The 16229-nt window shown below is 36.1% G+C and carries 16 protein-coding genes, 1 tRNA gene, 3 rRNA genes, 1 other RNA gene and 1 other annotated feature; of the genes, 5 read left to right on the top strand and 16 right to left on the bottom strand.

Translation table 11 applies throughout. The annotated features are described in order from the left end of the window. From EPL02_RS20095 to tadA, 8 genes are all read right to left on the bottom strand, one after another. Positions 1-95, bottom strand: a 16S ribosomal RNA gene (locus EPL02_RS20095); the annotation flags it as partial. Between the two features lie 267 nt (positions 96-362). Continuing rightward, on the bottom strand, positions 363-632 hold the full coding sequence (locus EPL02_RS20090; protein ID WP_131888578.1) for a pro-sigmaK processing inhibitor BofA family protein: 270 nt from the start codon (positions 630-632) through the stop codon (positions 363-365). A 97-nt stretch (positions 633-729) separates the two neighbouring features. Next, a complete protein-coding gene (locus tag EPL02_RS20085) occupies positions 730-954 on the bottom strand; it encodes a YaaL family protein (RefSeq protein ID WP_131888577.1) in 225 nt (74 codons plus the stop codon). Positions 955-969: 15 nt separating this feature from the next. Beyond that, a complete protein-coding gene (recR, locus tag EPL02_RS20080) occupies positions 970-1566 on the bottom strand; it encodes a recombination mediator RecR (RefSeq protein WP_025908034.1) in 597 nt (198 codons plus the stop codon). 16 nt (positions 1567-1582) lie between these two features. After that, on the bottom strand, positions 1583-1903 hold the full coding sequence (locus EPL02_RS20075) for a YbaB/EbfC family nucleoid-associated protein (protein WP_165932607.1): 321 nt from the start codon (positions 1901-1903) through the stop codon (positions 1583-1585). A 23-nt stretch (positions 1904-1926) separates the two neighbouring features. Further along, positions 1927-3612, bottom strand: coding sequence for a DNA polymerase III subunit gamma/tau (gene dnaX, locus EPL02_RS20070; protein WP_131888576.1), 1686 nt, complete (start codon positions 3610-3612; stop codon positions 1927-1929). A gap of 157 nt (positions 3613-3769) precedes the next feature. Further along, an RNA gene (ffs, locus tag EPL02_RS20065) (signal recognition particle sRNA large type) lies at positions 3770-4035 on the bottom strand. 90 nt (positions 4036-4125) lie between these two features. After that, positions 4126-4611 carry a tRNA adenosine(34) deaminase TadA gene (gene tadA / locus EPL02_RS20060; protein ID WP_131888575.1) on the bottom strand — a complete coding sequence of 162 codons (486 nt, stop codon included), beginning with the start codon at positions 4609-4611 and terminating at the stop codon, positions 4126-4128. Positions 4612-4688: 77 nt separating this feature from the next. Here tadA and EPL02_RS20055 point away from each other — a divergent pair, with 77 nt between their 5' ends. From EPL02_RS20055 to EPL02_RS20040, 4 genes are all read left to right on the top strand, one after another. Further along, positions 4689-5231 carry a cysteine hydrolase family protein gene (locus EPL02_RS20055; protein WP_131888574.1) on the top strand — a complete coding sequence of 181 codons (543 nt, stop codon included), beginning with the start codon at positions 4689-4691 and terminating at the stop codon, positions 5229-5231. Between the two features lie 63 nt (positions 5232-5294). Next, entirely contained in the window at positions 5295-6590 is a 1296-nt protein-coding gene (locus tag EPL02_RS20050; RefSeq protein ID WP_131888573.1) for a glycoside hydrolase family 18 protein, read from the top strand. A gap of 166 nt (positions 6591-6756) precedes the next feature. Next, complete coding sequence (locus EPL02_RS20045) at positions 6757-7398, top strand: deoxynucleoside kinase (protein ID WP_131888572.1); 642 nt, start codon at positions 6757-6759, stop codon at positions 7396-7398. Then, positions 7395-8072, top strand: coding sequence for a deoxynucleoside kinase (locus EPL02_RS20040; protein ID WP_094913349.1), 678 nt, complete (start codon positions 7395-7397; stop codon positions 8070-8072). The genes EPL02_RS20045 and EPL02_RS20040 overlap by 4 nt, the downstream gene beginning before the upstream one ends. A 115-nt stretch (positions 8073-8187) precedes the next feature. Here EPL02_RS20040 and EPL02_RS20035 read toward each other — a convergent pair. From EPL02_RS20035 to guaB, 6 genes are all read right to left on the bottom strand, one after another. Next, positions 8188-8280, bottom strand: a tRNA-Ser gene (locus EPL02_RS20035). Between the two features lie 97 nt (positions 8281-8377). Further along, positions 8378-9655 (bottom strand): serine--tRNA ligase, encoded by a 1278-nt coding sequence (gene serS / locus EPL02_RS20030; protein ID WP_131888571.1) that lies wholly within the window; start codon positions 9653-9655, stop codon positions 8378-8380. A gap of 54 nt (positions 9656-9709) precedes the next feature. Continuing rightward, positions 9710-9927 (bottom strand) — a binding site (T-box leader). Between the two features lie 60 nt (positions 9928-9987). After that, positions 9988-10575 (bottom strand): pyridoxal 5'-phosphate synthase glutaminase subunit PdxT, encoded by a 588-nt coding sequence (gene pdxT / locus EPL02_RS20025; RefSeq protein WP_131888570.1) that lies wholly within the window; start codon positions 10573-10575, stop codon positions 9988-9990. A gap of 20 nt (positions 10576-10595) precedes the next feature. Next, positions 10596-11483, bottom strand: coding sequence for a pyridoxal 5'-phosphate synthase lyase subunit PdxS (pdxS, locus tag EPL02_RS20020; protein ID WP_094913346.1), 888 nt, complete (start codon positions 11481-11483; stop codon positions 10596-10598). Positions 11484-11687: 204 nt separating this feature from the next. Next, positions 11688-13037, bottom strand: coding sequence for a serine hydrolase (locus EPL02_RS20015; RefSeq protein ID WP_131888569.1), 1350 nt, complete (start codon positions 13035-13037; stop codon positions 11688-11690). Positions 13038-13175: 138 nt separating this feature from the next. Then, positions 13176-14642, bottom strand: coding sequence for an IMP dehydrogenase (gene guaB, locus EPL02_RS20010; protein WP_094913344.1), 1467 nt, complete (start codon positions 14640-14642; stop codon positions 13176-13178). Positions 14643-14756: 114 nt separating this feature from the next. Here guaB and EPL02_RS20005 point away from each other — a divergent pair, with 114 nt between their 5' ends. Next, positions 14757-15734: a YaaC family protein gene (locus EPL02_RS20005; protein WP_094913343.1), complete on the top strand. Its 978-nt coding sequence runs from the start codon at positions 14757-14759 to the stop codon at positions 15732-15734. 26 nt (positions 15735-15760) lie between these two features. Here EPL02_RS20005 and rrf read toward each other — a convergent pair. Continuing rightward, a 5S ribosomal RNA gene (rrf, locus tag EPL02_RS20000) occupies positions 15761-15876 on the bottom strand. A 180-nt stretch (positions 15877-16056) separates the two neighbouring features. Continuing rightward, positions 16057-16229, bottom strand: a 23S ribosomal RNA gene (locus EPL02_RS19995); the annotation flags it as partial.

Genomic DNA, 16229 nt, shown 5'->3' with positions numbered 1-16229 from the left:
GTCATAGAAGCAAGCTTCTAATCAGTTCGCTCGACTTGCATGTATTAGGCACGCCGCCAGCGTTCATCCTGAGCCAGGATCAAACTCTCCGAAGAAATGTTTGACTTGCTCATAAAAGTTTAAAAAATTAACGTTGACGTTTGTCGCTTTGTTCAGTTTTCAAAGAACTCTCGCCGCATCAAAGCGACCTTCTTATCTTACCACCAGGAGAAGTGCTTGTCAACACTTTTTAATGAAGTTCATTACCTCTTGGCGACGTATATTAATATAACATTTCATATTTAATAAAGCAATACTTTTTTAATAAAAAAATGAAAGAATTGTTTTATTTAACAATTCTTTCATTTGGAGATTGTTATTTCTTATAATACGAACTGATTAATTATAAACAACCCTATAATCCCAGGAACTCCTAGTACACCAGATACTATTGCTGTTGGTGCATTTATCGGGATATGAATATCAAACTGTGCACCAAAGATATTAATAAAAAATAGTAACAGAACTCCTATTATTAACTTAATAGTTAAATTCCCCATTATACGCAACATCTTTTCCACACCACCTTTTACAAGTAAAAGTACGATTAAGCCTACTAAAGCTGGAACAACAATAAGAGGTTGAGTTAACATTTTTATCCCCTTCTTTATAAATAAAATAATATTACTTATATGTATGTCCTACTTTTTAAAACAATCCACTTTTATTAAAGAAAAAAGATGCCTTAAATTAAGACATCTTTCGAATGGATATATTTCTATGTTTTGCTTCTTTTAATAAAAAGAGATATTTAGCTTTCGCTAATTTCATATCTACTAAAACTGTATCTGAAGGATCTACACTTCTTTCAACAATAACCTCTTTTTTATTCCATTTATCTTTTAATTCATTAAACGTTTTAAGAAAAGATTCATCATATTCTTTTCTTAACCAACCTTTTCGTTTAAAAAACATGCCATAGCTCCTTACTTATACGTCTCTACGACCTTCTAAAGCTTTCGATAAAGTTACTTCATCAGCATACTCTAAATCTCCACCTACTGGTAAACCATGTGCAATTCTAGTAATTCTTATACCAGTTGGTTTTAACAGCCTAGAAATGTACATTGCTGTTGCTTCACCTTCAATATTAGGATTTGTTGCTAAAATCACTTCTTGAATCTCATCGTTTTGAAGCCTTTTCAACAATTCAGGAACTTTAATATCTTCTGGACCGATACCTTCCATTGGAGAAATCGCACCGTGAAGGACATGATAAAGTCCCGTATATTCCTTCATCTTCTCCATAGCAATAACATCTTTGGGATCTTGAACGACACATACAACGGTACGATCTCTCCTTTGATCCTGACAGATATAACATGGGTCTTGGTCTGTAATGTGACCACAGGTTGAACAATACGTTAAGTTACGCTTTGCATTCACAAGTGCTTTGGCAAAATCAAGCACTGTGTCCTCTTTCATATTTAAAACAAAGAAGGCAAGCCTAACAGCTGTTTTGGGCCCAATACCCGGGAGTTTCATGAAACTATCTATTAGTTTTGAAATTGGTTCTGGATAATGCACGTAGCAACCACCTTAATTAAAGTCCTGGGATGTTTAAACCTTTAGTGAATTGTCCCATTGTGTTATTTGTTAACTCGTCCATTTGCTTTAACGCATCATTCGTTGCTGCCAACACTAAATCTTGAAGCATTTCAATATCTTCTGGATCTACTACTTCTTCTTTAATTTTTACATCAATAATTTCTTTTTGACCATTTACAATTACTGTAACCATTCCACCGCCAGCTGTGCCTTCAATTGTTTTTTCAGCTAGTTCTTCTTGTGCCTTTTGCATATCTTTCTGCATTTTTTGCATTTGTTTCATCATTTTTTGCATGTTACCCATTCCGCCACGCATCATAATTATAATTCCTCCTAGTTTTAGTCGTGTATTTCAATAAGTTCTTCTCCGAACAGCTTTTTAGCTTCGGATATTAAAGGATCTTCTTCTTCTTTTTTCGCACCATCATTACCTTGCTGCTCTTGAAGAAAATCTCCTCTTACTTTATCCCATTCATTATCTGGGATTGCAACCATTTCACGCTTGCTCCCACTTAAAGTATATAGGATATTTTCTAAATTATCACGTACATTGTTGTTATTTTCAGCCGCCATTTTGCAATGGATTTCATATTTAAATTTTAAGATAAAAGACTTTGTAGATGAAGCAACAGGTTCACTATTAGACAACAAGGCAGCATGTGATGCTTTATTTTGCTGACGCAATGTTTCTAACACCTCTCCCCACAGACGCTTAATTTCTTCTAGCTCTTGACGAGACGCTTGTTTTAGAACTTCATGCACTTTTCCTATCGGAACTTTATATTGACTGCGCACTTGCCTTTTTACTTTTTGATCACTTATTTCTTGCTGACTTTGCTGTACTTGAACACCGTTTTCTTTTAGATGAGTAACTTGTGCTTCAAGCATTTTAACTTTTTGAAGCAACTCCCCCTCTTCACCCTCTGCTGTTTTTTTCTTACTAGCAGATTGAGCAAGTTTCACTAATGCTACCTCTAGTAACACTCGTGGGTGATTTGTCCACTTCATCTCTTGTTGCGTTTGATTAAGGTGGTGAATAATTGAATAAATATCTTCAGCTGGTAGTTGTACAGCTAGTTCTTTAAACTCTTCACTCACTAAGGCCTTTTCCATTAAATGTTCCATTTCAGGCGACGATTGATAAAGTAAAACATCTCTGTAATAAAAGATTAAGTCTTCTAAGAAACGAACTGGATCTTTACCGTTTTGAATGAGTTGCTCAACTGCATGTAACGCTGATACAAGATTTTTCTCTGCAATTGAACGAACAATTTGCATCATAAATGTATGCGAAACAGCTCCTGTAATAGATAACACATCATCCAAAGTAACTTCGTTTTCACTATATGAGATTGCCTGATCTAACAAGCTTAACGCATCCCTCATTCCACCTTCCGATGCCTTAGCAACCTCATATAAAGCTTCATCCGCTACGTTTACATCCTCAGATATCAAAACTTCTTTCATTCGATAAACAATATCATCAGGTGAGATTCGTTTAAAATCAAAACGTTGACATCTTGAAATGATAGTCAGTGGAATTTTATGCGGTTCTGTTGTTGCCAAAATAAATATTACGTGAGGAGGTGGTTCTTCTAATGTTTTTAACAACGCATTAAACGCACCTATTGAAAGCATATGAACTTCATCTATAATATAAACTTTGTAACGAACGGCACTTGGTGCATATTTGACTTTATCTCTAATATCTCGAATTTCATCTACTCCGTTATTTGAAGCAGCATCAATTTCAATAACATCTGATATGGAACCATCTGTAATTCCTCTACACGTAGCACACTCATTACAAGGTTCGGATACGGGTGCATGTTCACAGTTAACCGCTTTAGCTAAGATTTTTGCTGCAGTCGTTTTCCCTGTACCCCTCGGTCCTGAAAATAGATATGCATGCGAAAATTTTTCAAGAACGAGTGCATTCTGTAAAGTCTTAATAATATGTCGCTGACCAACAACATCTTGAAAACTTTGAGGGCGGTACACACGATATAAAGCCTGATACGCCACTGCATCTTCTCCTTTTTGTTATATAAATTTGATATTATTATAACGTACTATAACTATTTTTCCAAAACATCGTTTACCTTATTTTATCTAATAAAATATACGCTAAATAAAAAAACCTACTCTATCAGAGTAGGTTACTTTTATATGTATTTAACTGCCGTGCACCTTCCTTCGATTAGCCTCCCCAAGCGTTACTTAAGCAGTTAGCTCGGTTCAGGCGACCCTATGGCACATGAGAGATTCTGCTTACTGCTGCTTCCTTCCGGACCTGACAGGGTTCACAGATTCCCATTGCATAGGACCCAAACGTCAACACCACTTACTTAAGGCAGACCTCAAGGAGAACTAACCTCAGGAAAGGAGTTCGGCCTCGCTAGAGCGGATTGCGAGTACAGGGCACCGCTACCTCCCCGCTTAGCACGGCAAAGTTGAAACCTTTGTTTGAGCACCATGTTGATGCTTATACAAGTATAATTCTTTTTAGGACAAAATGCAACCTTTACGAAATGTAATTTATTGTAATTTTTTCTTTGCTTGTTTTTTTTGATTTCGCAAATCTTTAAAAAATGCACTTAGCATTTCTGCACATTCCTTTTCAAGAACTCCCCCTTGAATTTCTGATTGATGGTTGAACTTTTCATAATCTAATAAATTCATCAAAGTTCCCGCGCAACCCCCTTTAGGGTCAAACGCCCCAAACACTACTCTTTTTACACGAGATAACATAATAGCCCCCGCACACATCGGACAAGGTTCTAATGTAACATATACTGTCGTATCTTCTAATCGCCACGTATTTAACTTTTGACAAGCCTCATCTATCGCTAATAGTTCTGCGTGAGCTATAGATCGTTGTGTACTCTCTCTTAAATTGTGTCCTTTTGCAATAACATGTCCATCCTTATCTACAATAACCGCTCCTATAGGAACTTCCATAATCTCACAAGCTTTTCTTGCTTCATCTATAGCTAAGCGCATATATTTCTCATCTTCAAGCATGGTTTAAACTCCTTACATATTATATTTGTTATGAGCAACACTACTTATTAGGTTAAAAATCAATAAGGAGATTGTATATGAATGATTCTAAAATTGCATTAGTTATTATTGATATGATTAATGATTTTCAATTTAAAAATGGAAAAACTCTTGCTGAAAAAGCTGAAACTCTTGCTCAAAATATCTCTTCATTAAAAGCAGAATGTTTAATGAAGAAAATTCCTGTTATCTATATAAACGATCACTATAAATTATGGCAGGCTAACTTAAATACGATCCTTGAATACTGCGCGAATCCAATAAGTTCCCCTATATTGCAGTATATACAACCCCATGCTACAGATTATTTTTTAATCAAACCAAAACACTCTATCTTTTATGGAACAGCTTTAACCATTTTACTACAACAGCTAAATGTCGATACATTAATTTTAACAGGATTAGCGGGAAATATATGCGTACTCTTTTCAGCAAATGATGCATATATGAGAGAATACAATCTGATTATTCCTAAAGATTGTATTGCATCAAATTCTGACGAAGATAATAAATTCGCTATTGAAATGATGAAAAATGTACTTAAAGCTACAATTTGTGAACATAGTGATTTAATTACATAAGCATTTGCTCACTCTTTTTTTCATAGACTGAATAAACATTCTTTTTTGGGGGCGTTTATTACTATGGATATATACATTGTGAAGTCTGGAGATAGCATTTACAGTATTGCTCAACGGTTTCAAATTGAAGCTTCAAGAATTAGCTTAGCAAATGAATTACCTGACCCTAATCGGCTAGTGGTTGGCCAGGCATTGGTTATCCCTATTAACGAAAGTTATTATACTGTTAGACAAGGCGATACATTATGGAAGATAGGCCGAAACCTAGGAGTTAGTTATCAATCGATTGCAAAAGCTAACAACCTTTCAATCACTTCTCCTCTAACACCGGGAACACAATTACTAATTCCAGCTGCTCCAAAGACAGAGGCTGAGTTTTTAGGATATGTTGAAACAAGCAACCGTACAATTAGTAGCGAAACAGAAGCATTGATTAAGAAAAATGCTAAATATCTCACATATTTAGGACCAGCTAACTTCGAAGTACAGCGAGATGGTTCTATCAAAGAACCTCCATTAAAAAACTTTGGAACCATTGCACAAGAAAACGATGCAATTTTTTTAATGGTTCTTGCTAATATTGAAGAAGGTGGATTTAGTGCTGAGGTAGGAGAAGCAGTCTTGAATAACACAGATGTTCAAGATAAATTACTTAATAATATTATTCGTATTGCTACTGAGAAAAACTTTAAAGATATCCATTTTGATTTTGAGTTCTTGCGTCCAGAAGATAAAAATGCTTATATTACATTTTTAGAAAAAGCAAAGAAACGACTTCAAGCTGAAGGGTTATTAATGTCTGTAGCATTAGCCCCTAAAACAAGTAGTGATCAAAAAGGAAAGTGGTATGAAGCGCATGATTATAAAAGGATTGGAGAGATAGCAAATTTTGTTGTCCCTATGACATACGAATGGGGATACAGCGGAGGTCCTCCAATGGCCGTTTCTCCAATTGGACCTGTACGAGATGTGCTAGAATATGCCATTTCAGAAATACCAAGCAAAAAAATTATAATGGGTCAAAACTTATACGGTTACGATTGGACACTTCCATTCAAACCAGGTGGTGAATATGCAAAGGCAATTAGTGCTCAAAGAGCAATTGAAATTGCGTATCAGTATAATGCAAGCATCCAGTACGATAAAAAAGCTCAGGCTCCTTTCTTCCGTTACTCTGATTCAGCTCAAAAAACGCATGAGGTATGGTTTGAAGATGCACGGTCAATCCAAGCAAAATTCGATTTATTAAAAGAATTAAACTTAAGGGGCATGGCTTATTGGAAGTTGGGATTACCTTTCCCTCAAAACTGGCTACTCCTTGATGATAACTTTAAAGTAATTAAAAGAATACCTGAATAGTTTTGAAGAGGATAACTCCTAAGGCAGAGGATTATCCTCTTTTTATGTTTCCTTCCGTTTTTTACAACTGGTTTTCTTTTTGTTTTTATCCATTCTCTTCTCTTATTGTGATACAATGTTTTTTGTCAATTTTCGAGAACATGTATAGATAAAGGAGGAAGAGTCCATGGGGGAAACACCTTTTATTACTGTTGAGGGCCCTATAGGTGTTGGGAAAACCTCCCTAGCTAAGGCTATTGCAGATGCATTTCAATTTCAACTTTTGAAAGAAATTGTTGATGAAAATCCATTCCTTGGGAAATTCTATGAGGATATTGCAGAGTGGAGCTTTCAAACTGAAATGTTTTTTCTATGCAATCGTTATAAACAGTTAGAGGATATTCAAAAGCATTTTCTACATCAACATCAGCCTGTCGTTGCTGACTATCATATTATGAAAAACATGATTTTTGCTCAACAAACTTTAAAGGATAGCCAGTATATAAAGTATGTACAAATCTACGATATACTGACACATGATATGCCGAAGCCCAATATTGTTATTTACCTAAATGCTAGCTTACCTACATTATTAGAGCGTATTAAAATGCGTGGAAGAGAAATTGAAAAGAAAATTGATCCTTCTTATCTAGCTCAACTAAGCTCCGATTATGAGGAATCTATTAAGGTCTTTAAAGAAAATAATCCAGAAGTAACTGTTTTACACTATAGTGGTGATAAACTAGACTTTGTTAAAAACAAAGAGCATCTAGAGTATATTATCTCTGATATTAAAAGCAGCTTATTAAAAAGGAGTTCTACAATATGAATTTAAGAACGAAATACAACATTCCAAATGATGCTGTATTAACTATTGCTGGAACAGTAGGCGTTGGAAAATCTACGATGACACAGGCTCTTGCAGATGCGCTGAACTTTCGCACTTCTTACGAGAAAGTTGATACAAATCCATATTTAGATAAATTTTACGCTGACTTTGAGAGATGGAGCTTTCATCTTCAGGTTTATTTCCTAGCGGAGAGGTTTAAAGAACAGAAGAGAATTTTTGAATACGGTGGAGGCTTTATACAAGACCGTTCGATTTACGAAGATACTGGTATTTTCGCTAAAATGCACTTCGAAAAAGGCACAATGTCTAAAGTGGATTATGAAACATATACAAGTTTGTTTGATGCAATGGTTATGACACCCTATTTCCCACACCCTGATTTATTAATTTATTTAGAAGGTAGTTTTGAAGATATAGTTGATCGTATCCAAGAACGAGGAAGACCGATGGAACAACAAACACCCTTAGATTATTGGAAAGAAATGCATAAGCGTTATGAGGATTGGATTAATAACTTTACTGCTTGTCCTATTTTACGGTTGGATATTAATGATTACGATATTCTAAAGGATCCAACATCTGTTGAGCCCATCGTTGAAAAAATCTCTAAGTTTTTACATCACAATGAAAAATTAAAAAGAAGACATTCATAATTTATTCCCATTTTTCTTCGTGAAAAATGGGAATAAAAAAACGCCACTTTGAAAAGTGACGTTTTACAATCTCCAATTTATCGCGCAATGTTTAAATAACATTATAAGTCAAATATGGCGGAGGAAGAGGGATTCGAACCCCCGCGGGCTTTAACACCCCTGTCGGTTTTCAAGACCGATCCCTTCAGCCGGACTTGGGTATTCCTCCGTATCGACATTTATAAATTTATCATATATATAAATAAGAGTCAAGCTATTTTCTAAAAAAAATTGATTCACAACAGAAAGTTGTGAATCAACTAAGATTAACCGCTAATAACTTCTTTGTTCCCCATGTAAGGGCGTAATACTTTTGGAATAATAACAGAACCGTCTTCCTGCTGATAGTTCTCTAAAATAGCAGCTACTGTACGTCCAATCGCTAATCCAGATCCATTTAACGTGTGTACATATTCTGGTTTTCCTTTTGCCTCGCGACGGAAGCGAATATTGGCTCTTCGTGCTTGGAAACTTTCAAAGTTTGAACAAGAAGAAATTTCACGATATGACTCATAGCTTGGAATCCATACTTCAATATCGTATTTTTTAGCTGCTGTAAATCCTAAATCTCCGGTACACATGCTTAAAACACGGTATGGTAGTTCTAGTAACTGTAGTACTTTTTCAGCATGTCCTGTAAGATTTTCAAGCTCAGCATAAGATTCTTCTGGTTTTACAAAACGAACTAGCTCTACTTTATTAAACTGATGCTGACGAATTAATCCACGTGTATCTCTACCAGCTGAACCAGCTTCTGATCTAAAGCATGCACTATATGCGGTATAAGCCAATGGCAATTGATCTCCATTAATAATTTCATCACGGTGTAGATTAGTTACTGGAACTTCAGCTGTTGGGATTAGAAAATAATCTTCCTCTTTAATTTTGAACGCATCTTCTTCAAACTTAGGAAGTTGACCTGTTCCAGTCATACTTGTACGATTAACCATATATGGAGGAAGAATTTCTTCATAGCCATGCTCATCCATGTGTAAGTCCATCATAAAGTTAATTAAAGCACGCTCCAAACGAGCCCCTAAGCCTTTATAAAATACAAAACGACTTCCTGTTACCTTTGCTGCACGTTCAAAGTCTAAAATATTTAAATCGGTTCCTAAGTCCCAATGTGGTTTCGGTTCAAAATTAAATTGGCGAACTTCTCCCCATTTTCTAATTTCTACATTTTCATCTTCCGTTTCTCCAATAGGCACACTCTCATGTGGAATATTAGGGATTGAAAGCAATAGTTGCTCTAATTCTGCTTCTACAGTACGAAGACGTTCATCTAAATCTTTAATTTTGTCCCCAACTTGACGCATTTCTAGAATCATACTATCTGCGTTTTGCTTTTCACGCTTTAATTGAGCAATCTGCTGAGAAACTTCATTACGCTTACTTTTTAATTCTTCAGTTTGAACTAAAAGTTGTCTGCGCTCTACATCTAACTCCTCAAAGCGCCCAAGATCTGATAAATCTTCTCCACGAAATTTTAACTTTTCTTTTACTTCTTCAAGATTAGCTCGCAAAATCTTTACATCTAACATAAATGTACCTCCTTATTTGTATAAAATGGGCAAAATAAAAACTCCCATCCCTATAAAAGGGACGAGAGTTTAGCCCGCGTTGCCACCCTAGTTGAAAGTCCATAAAGGAACCTTCCTCTTCAGTCAGATAACGGAATGAACCGAAGCTATCTACTCACTATTTCAATAGCTTGCTCCAGGATGGATTCGTAAAGGTCAAACATCGATTCTCACCGGCCATCGACTCTCTAGAGTTTAACTTCTCTACTACTATTTCCTATCAACGCTTTATACTTTTATCATTGTAATTAATAATCATAATGTACTACAAGTCTATACAAGATGCAATCGGTTTATACAGGTTTTTTCAGGGACTCTCTCACCATGTTAATAAAATAACCCGTCATACGATGGTCATCAGTTAATTCCGGATGAAATGAGCAACCTAAGAATTGTCCTTGCTTAGCAGCTACAATACGATTATCATGAACAGATAGAATTTCTACATTGTCACCAACTTCTACGATATGAGGTGCACGAATAAATATTCCAATGAAATCATCTGCAACTTCTTTAATTGCTAGTTTTGCCTCAAAGCTTTCACGTTGGCGACCAAAAGAATTTCGAGCCACTTTAATATTCATGACACCTAAATGAGGCTCATCATAGTCTACAATTTCGCCCGCTAGTAAAATCAGCCCAGCACAAGTACCAAAGATTGGTTTGCCACTTTTAGCAAATTGGCGCAGTGGATCCATGAAATTATATTTATCAATTAAACGTCTCATTGCAGTACTTTCTCCACCTGGTAAAATGAGCCCGTCTACTTCTTCTAGCTGTTCAACTTTTTTAATAATAATCGCTTCAGCTCCTGTTGCTTCCACTGAATGCGCATGCTCTCTAAATGCACCTTGTAGTCCTAAAACTCCAACCTTTACCATGCTGTAAAACTCCCTTACTGTTACCAGCCACGCTCTTGCATGCGATTTTCTGGCAATAATGTTGAGATTTCAATACCTTTCATTGCATTACCTAATCCTTTAGAAAGGTTTGCAATTAATGCATAATCTTGATAATGTGTTGTTGCTTCTACAATTGAACGAGCAAACTTTTCTGGATTATCAGACTTGAAGATACCAGACCCTACAAATACGCCATCTGCTCCTAATTGCATCATTAATGCTGCATCGGCTGGAGTCGCAACACCACCTGCAGCAAAGTTAACAACTGGAAGACGACCTTCACGCTTGATTTGTAGTAATAACTCATAAGGTGCACCTAGTAATTTTGCTTCCGTCATTAACTCAGCTTCGTCCATTCCTACTACTTTACGTACTTGTGCGTTCACTTGACGCATATGACGTACAGCTTCTACGATGTTCCCTGTTCCTGGCTCACCTTTTGTACGAAGCATAGCAGCGCCTTCTGCAATACGACGTGCAGCTTCACCTAAATCGCGGCAACCACAAACAAATGGCACCGTAAACGTATTTTTATTTAAATGAAATTCTTCATCTGCTGGTGTTAATACTTCACTTTCATCAATATAGTCTACGCCCATTGCTTCTAAAACACGCGCTTCTACAATGTGACCGATACGCGCTTTAGCCATTACCGGAATTGAAACAGCATTCATAACTTCTTCAACAATTGTCGGATCTGCCATACGAGATACGCCGCCTGCAGCACGAATGTCTGCTGGTACACGTTCTAATGCCATAACTGCAACTGCTCCTGCTGCCTCTGCAATTTTTGCTTGTTCAGCATTAACAACGTCCATAATTACGCCGCCTTTTTGCATTTCCGCCATTCCGCGTTTTACTCTGTCAGTACCTGTAATGTTACTCATGTTTGTCTTCCCCCAGTATAGTTGTATTACACATAATCAATAAAATTATGTATACAAAATTCAAAACTTATTGTCTATTTTACCTTATTTTCTGAAAAAATCCTATCAAAATTATGCAGTTTAAAAAACTTGTTTAAAAAAAGGGAGATACTAAATACCAGAAAAACCTTGGCTTAGTATCTCCCTTTATAAATGGTTTATGAATTAAAACCAGCTCTTAATATTATTGGCTGCATCAGACCATACACCTACAAAGAAATCTCCTACACTTCGCAGAGCCAAAATGAACCAATTAGCCTTTTCGATTGTAGTATCTGCAACGACGGGCACTTTATTTGTTCCGTCATTTACTGCATAACCTAAATCATCAAGGTTCTTATTCTTGGCACTAACGTAACCTACAACTTGACCCTCTTTAATTGGTGCAACGATTCGATCTTTCTCATCTACAACTTTAGGGTTAACATCAAATTGAAGAGAGATTTTACCTTCTTCACCTTTTTTTGTAAGAACATTCACTGATTCTTTTGTTACAACTTTTAGCTCTTTATTTTTCCCTTTTACTACTGGAAGCGACTCGTGATTCTTAACAACCTTGCCTTCTGGAGTTACTTGTTTTAGCTCATAATTATCAAATGCATAATCTAAAAGCTTTTTTGTTTCCGTAAAACGTGCTCCTTCAAAAGACTTACCGTTATTTTTAGCATTCATGACCACCGTAATGTAACGAACACCATCTCGTTCAGCTGTCCCTGTAAAACAATAGCCTGCAAAATCTGTATGCCCTGTTTTAAGACCATCTAAACCTTCATATCCGTATGTAGGGAAAGATGGAAGCATTTTATTCCAGTTATCCATTGTCGTTTCACCTTGTTGACCTGGTCGGAATATTTTTTCAGGTGTCTTAGCCGTTTCTAATACTTCTGGATAATCATGAAGAATGTGAAAAGCTAGTGCTGATACTGCACGAGCTGATAGTAAATTCTCATCATCAGCCTTTGTACCTTTTGGATGTTGACCCTTTAATAATGAGTTAGAAAGACCTGTTGAGTTAACAAATTTAGCTTCACCTAAGTTTAACTCTTCTGCTTTTTTATTCATTAATTTAATAAATTCAGCTTCAGACCCTGCTAAAGCTTCAGCTAGAGCAATACTCGCTCCGTTGGCTGAATAAATAGCCATTGCTTCATACAATTCTTTAATTGTATACTTTTCTGTTGTTAATAATGGAACATTTGACAATGAGTAATCTTGTGAGATATCTGCAGCATATTTGCTAACCCCTACTTGATCATCCCAAGAAAGCTTTTCTTCGTGAATCGCTTCTAAAATTAAATACTCAGTCATCATTTTTGTCATACTAGCAATACCTAGTACAGCACCTGAATTCTTTTCATACAAAATTTGGCCTGTATCTGCTTCAATCAAAATAGCAGCATCTGCTTCAACATTTGGGAATTTTGAAGCTGCAGACGCATTTGGAGTGATTAAAGAACTAGCCATTAAGAAAACAGCAACTAATGCAAAGAGCTGTTTTATCAATTTTTTCTTCACTACCAATACCCTCCAGACATAAATCACATAGAGGTTATTTTATCATACAAAAATTAAAAAAAATAGATAAATAAGTACCGTTAAAACAATCTGTAGTATAAAAAAGCACCTCTCTAAATTAGAGAGATGCTTTTCCACTTAGCTAAGTGAATAGTTTGGAGATTCTTTTGTAATTTGAACGTCATGTGGGTGACTTTCTCTTAAGCCAGCTCCTGTCATACGGATAAACTGTGCCTCTTCACGTAATGCTTGTAAATTAGCTGAGCCGCAATATCCCATTCCAGCTCTTAATCCTCCAACTAGCTGATATAAAGTGTCAGCGACAGGCCCCTTATAAGGTAAGCGTCCTTCAATGCCTTCTGGAACAAACTTTTTATTATCTTCTTGGAAATAACGATCTTTACTTCCCTTTTCCATAGCCCCAACTGAACCCATACCACGGTATACTTTAAAGCGTCTTCCTTGGAAGATTTCTGTTTCACCAGGACTTTCAGTAGTACCAGCTAATAAACTTCCTAACATAACAGTATGTCCACCAGCAGCTAGTGCTTTTGCGATATCTCCAGAGTACTTAATTCCTCCATCTGCAATTACTGGTACACCATGTTTTCTTGCTTCAGTCGCGCAATCATATATAGCCGTGATTTGTGGAACACCTACTCCAGCTACAACACGAGTTGTACAAATTGATCCAGGTCCTATTCCTACTTTTACTACGTCTACACCAGCTTCAATTAGTGCTCTTGTTCCTTCAGCAGTTGCGACGTTTCCTGCAATAATATTTAACTCTGGATACGTTTCACGAATTGAACGTACAGTATTTAAAACGCCTAGTGAGTGACCATGTGCCGTATCAATTACAATAACATCCACACCAGCTTTTACTAACTTCTCAATTCGGACCATCGAATCAGCTGTCACACCAACTGCTGCACCTACTAATAAACGTCCTTGTTTGTCCTTTGCAGCATTTGGAAATTCAATGACCTTTTCGATGTCTTTGATTGTAATTAACCCTTTTAATACACCGTTGTCATCTACAAGTGGTAATTTTTCAATTTTGTATTGCTGTAAAATCTTTTCGGCTTCCTCAAGTGTTGTTCCCACTGGAGCTGTAACTAACTCTTCTTTTGTCATTACATCAGAGATAAGCATTGAGTAATCTTGAATAAAACGCAAATCACGATTTGTCAGAATACCAACTAATTTTTGCTCATCTTCGTTATTCACAATTGGTACACCAGAGATACGATATTTTCCCATTAAATGTTCTGCAGCGAATACTTGGTTTTCTGGTGTCAGGAAGAATGGATCTGTAATAACTCCACTTTCAGAGCGCTTTACTTTATCAACTTGTTCCGCCTGTTGTTCGATGGACATATTTTTATGAATAATTCCTAAACCACCTTGACGAGCCATAGCAATTGCCATCTCTGCTTCAGTTACTGTATCCATACCTGCACTAATAAATGGTACATTTAGCTTTAGCGTTTTTGTTAATTCTACACTCATATCAACATCTTTTGGCAACACTTCAGATTTAGCTGGCACTAACAAAACATCATCAAATGTTAAACCTTCTTTTGAAAATTTACTTTCCCACATTATAGAATCCTCCTCAAAGCGACAGAATATTATTAGTAGATTAACAATTGGTTATGTAGCTGTCAATAACCATACTATATATCAGATAATTCTAATAATAAAAGAGGTGATTTTTTGAGCTTTACTTATGATGTTTGGAAACCCTATCATTTATTTTTCTCAGCCCCTTTTACACAAAAGTATTTATATAATCAGTACAAGTCTTCAAGCATCGCGGATGCTGAACAGCGTAGTTTTAAAAATTGTTATCCATTTATTTATTATCTGGAACATAGCAAAAATTATTATCAAACGGCATTAAAATCTCATACGTCCATGCAGCCAGTATTACTTTTTTATGGTTTATCTCAATTATTAAAAGCGTGTTTATTAATTAAAAATCCAGTTTATCCAGAAAATACAGCAGTTTTAGCACATGGAGTATCAACGCGAAAGAGAAAAAAACAAAGTTATGACTTTCTTGATGATGAGGTAAAAATTCAAAAAAATGGGTTGTTTTCTGAGGTTGGTAAGGAACTGTTTCACATGAAACAATTAGAGGGTCAAAAGTACACGATGACTGAGCTATTAGGACATATTGATGAAATGTATTCATTATTTAATTCATTGAATCCTTCAAGGGTTTCTAAAAAATTATTAATAGGAAATGTAAATAACCAAGAGTTAATTTTCCCTAACGAGATCAAAGAATCATATCATATGGACAATACACGACTACACCCCTATTTACAAGATCGTTTTAAAATAGAAATGAGTATACAAGAAATAAATCCTACTCTTAGAGTTTCTTTTTCAGACTTACACACAAATCTCTATCAATGTTCTCCACTACTTTTTAATTTGGAGACAAGCGAGTTGTACCTGACAACGTCACGTGAACAATGTGTATACTTTCCTGAAATCCTGAGCCATTACCTAATTCTATATAATCTTAGTATGATTTCTCGCTATGAAACAGAGTGGTGGTATGAGTTATTACACACTTATTCATCAAAAGATTATCCATATGTTATGCACTTCTTAGAAATAACAAGTATAAAAGCACCTTATTTATTATTTAATTATTTACATTCGCAAATAAAAAAAGACTAGCTAAAATTAGCTAGTCTTTTAAATGTGCCTGGCAACGTCCTACTCTCACAGGGACAAAGTCCCAACTACCATCGGCGCTAGAGAACTTAACTTCCGTGTTCGGCATGGGAACGGGTGTGACCTCTCTGCTATCGCCACCAGACATGAATTGAGATTATTCTCTCAAAACTAGATAACATTTTGCTGAGTACTAAGTTTACTGTCTAGCTACGGCTCCTAATTGTTCGGTCGTTTCACTTCTGTTATTGAAACCAAAGAGCGGTTTCCCTATCAGAAGCTCCAACGCCTTTCACAATTGAACAGTCGCCTTCGCTTTTCTAATTTGGTTAAGTCCTCGATCGATTAGTATCAGTCAGCTACACACGTCACCGTGCTTCCACCTCTGACCTATCAACCTGATCATCTTTCAGGGATCTTACTAGCTTGCGCTATGGGAAATCTCATCTTGAGGGGGGCTTCATGCTTAGATGCTTTCAGCACTTATCCCGTCCACAC

This window comes from Bacillus sp. CBEL-1, assembly GCF_004348885.1.
Lineage (GTDB): Bacteria > Bacillota > Bacilli > Bacillales > Bacillaceae_H > Priestia > Priestia aryabhattai_A.
Note: the sequence above shows the minus strand (reverse complement) of the source record. Positions and strands in the feature narration are given on the sequence as shown.

Bases quoted from the DNA above. Each gene is read 5' to 3' on its own strand.
- EPL02_RS20090 (WP_131888578.1), bottom strand. From the start codon at position 632: ATGTTAACTCAACCTCTTATTGTTGTTCCAGCTTTAGTAGGCTTAATC.
- EPL02_RS20085 (WP_131888577.1), bottom strand. From the start codon at position 954: ATGTTTTTTAAACGAAAAGGTTGGTTAAGAAAAGAATATGATGAATCT.
- EPL02_RS20075 (WP_165932607.1), bottom strand. From the start codon at position 1,903: ATGCGTGGCGGAATGGGTAACATGCAAAAAATGATGAAACAAATGCAA.
- tadA (WP_131888575.1), bottom strand. From the start codon at position 4,611: ATGCTTGAAGATGAGAAATATATGCGCTTAGCTATAGATGAAGCAAGA.
- EPL02_RS20055 (WP_131888574.1), top strand. From the start codon at position 4,689: ATGAATGATTCTAAAATTGCATTAGTTATTATTGATATGATTAATGAT.
- EPL02_RS20050 (WP_131888573.1), top strand. From the start codon at position 5,295: ATGGATATATACATTGTGAAGTCTGGAGATAGCATTTACAGTATTGCT.
- EPL02_RS20045 (WP_131888572.1), top strand. From the start codon at position 6,757: ATGGGGGAAACACCTTTTATTACTGTTGAGGGCCCTATAGGTGTTGGG.
- EPL02_RS20040 (WP_094913349.1), top strand. From the start codon at position 7,395: ATGAATTTAAGAACGAAATACAACATTCCAAATGATGCTGTATTAACT.
- serS (WP_131888571.1), bottom strand. From the start codon at position 9,655: ATGTTAGATGTAAAGATTTTGCGAGCTAATCTTGAAGAAGTAAAAGAA.
- pdxT (WP_131888570.1), bottom strand. From the start codon at position 10,575: ATGGTAAAGGTTGGAGTTTTAGGACTACAAGGTGCATTTAGAGAGCAT.
- pdxS (WP_094913346.1), bottom strand. From the start codon at position 11,483: ATGAGTAACATTACAGGTACTGACAGAGTAAAACGCGGAATGGCGGAA.
- guaB (WP_094913344.1), bottom strand. From the start codon at position 14,642: ATGTGGGAAAGTAAATTTTCAAAAGAAGGTTTAACATTTGATGATGTT.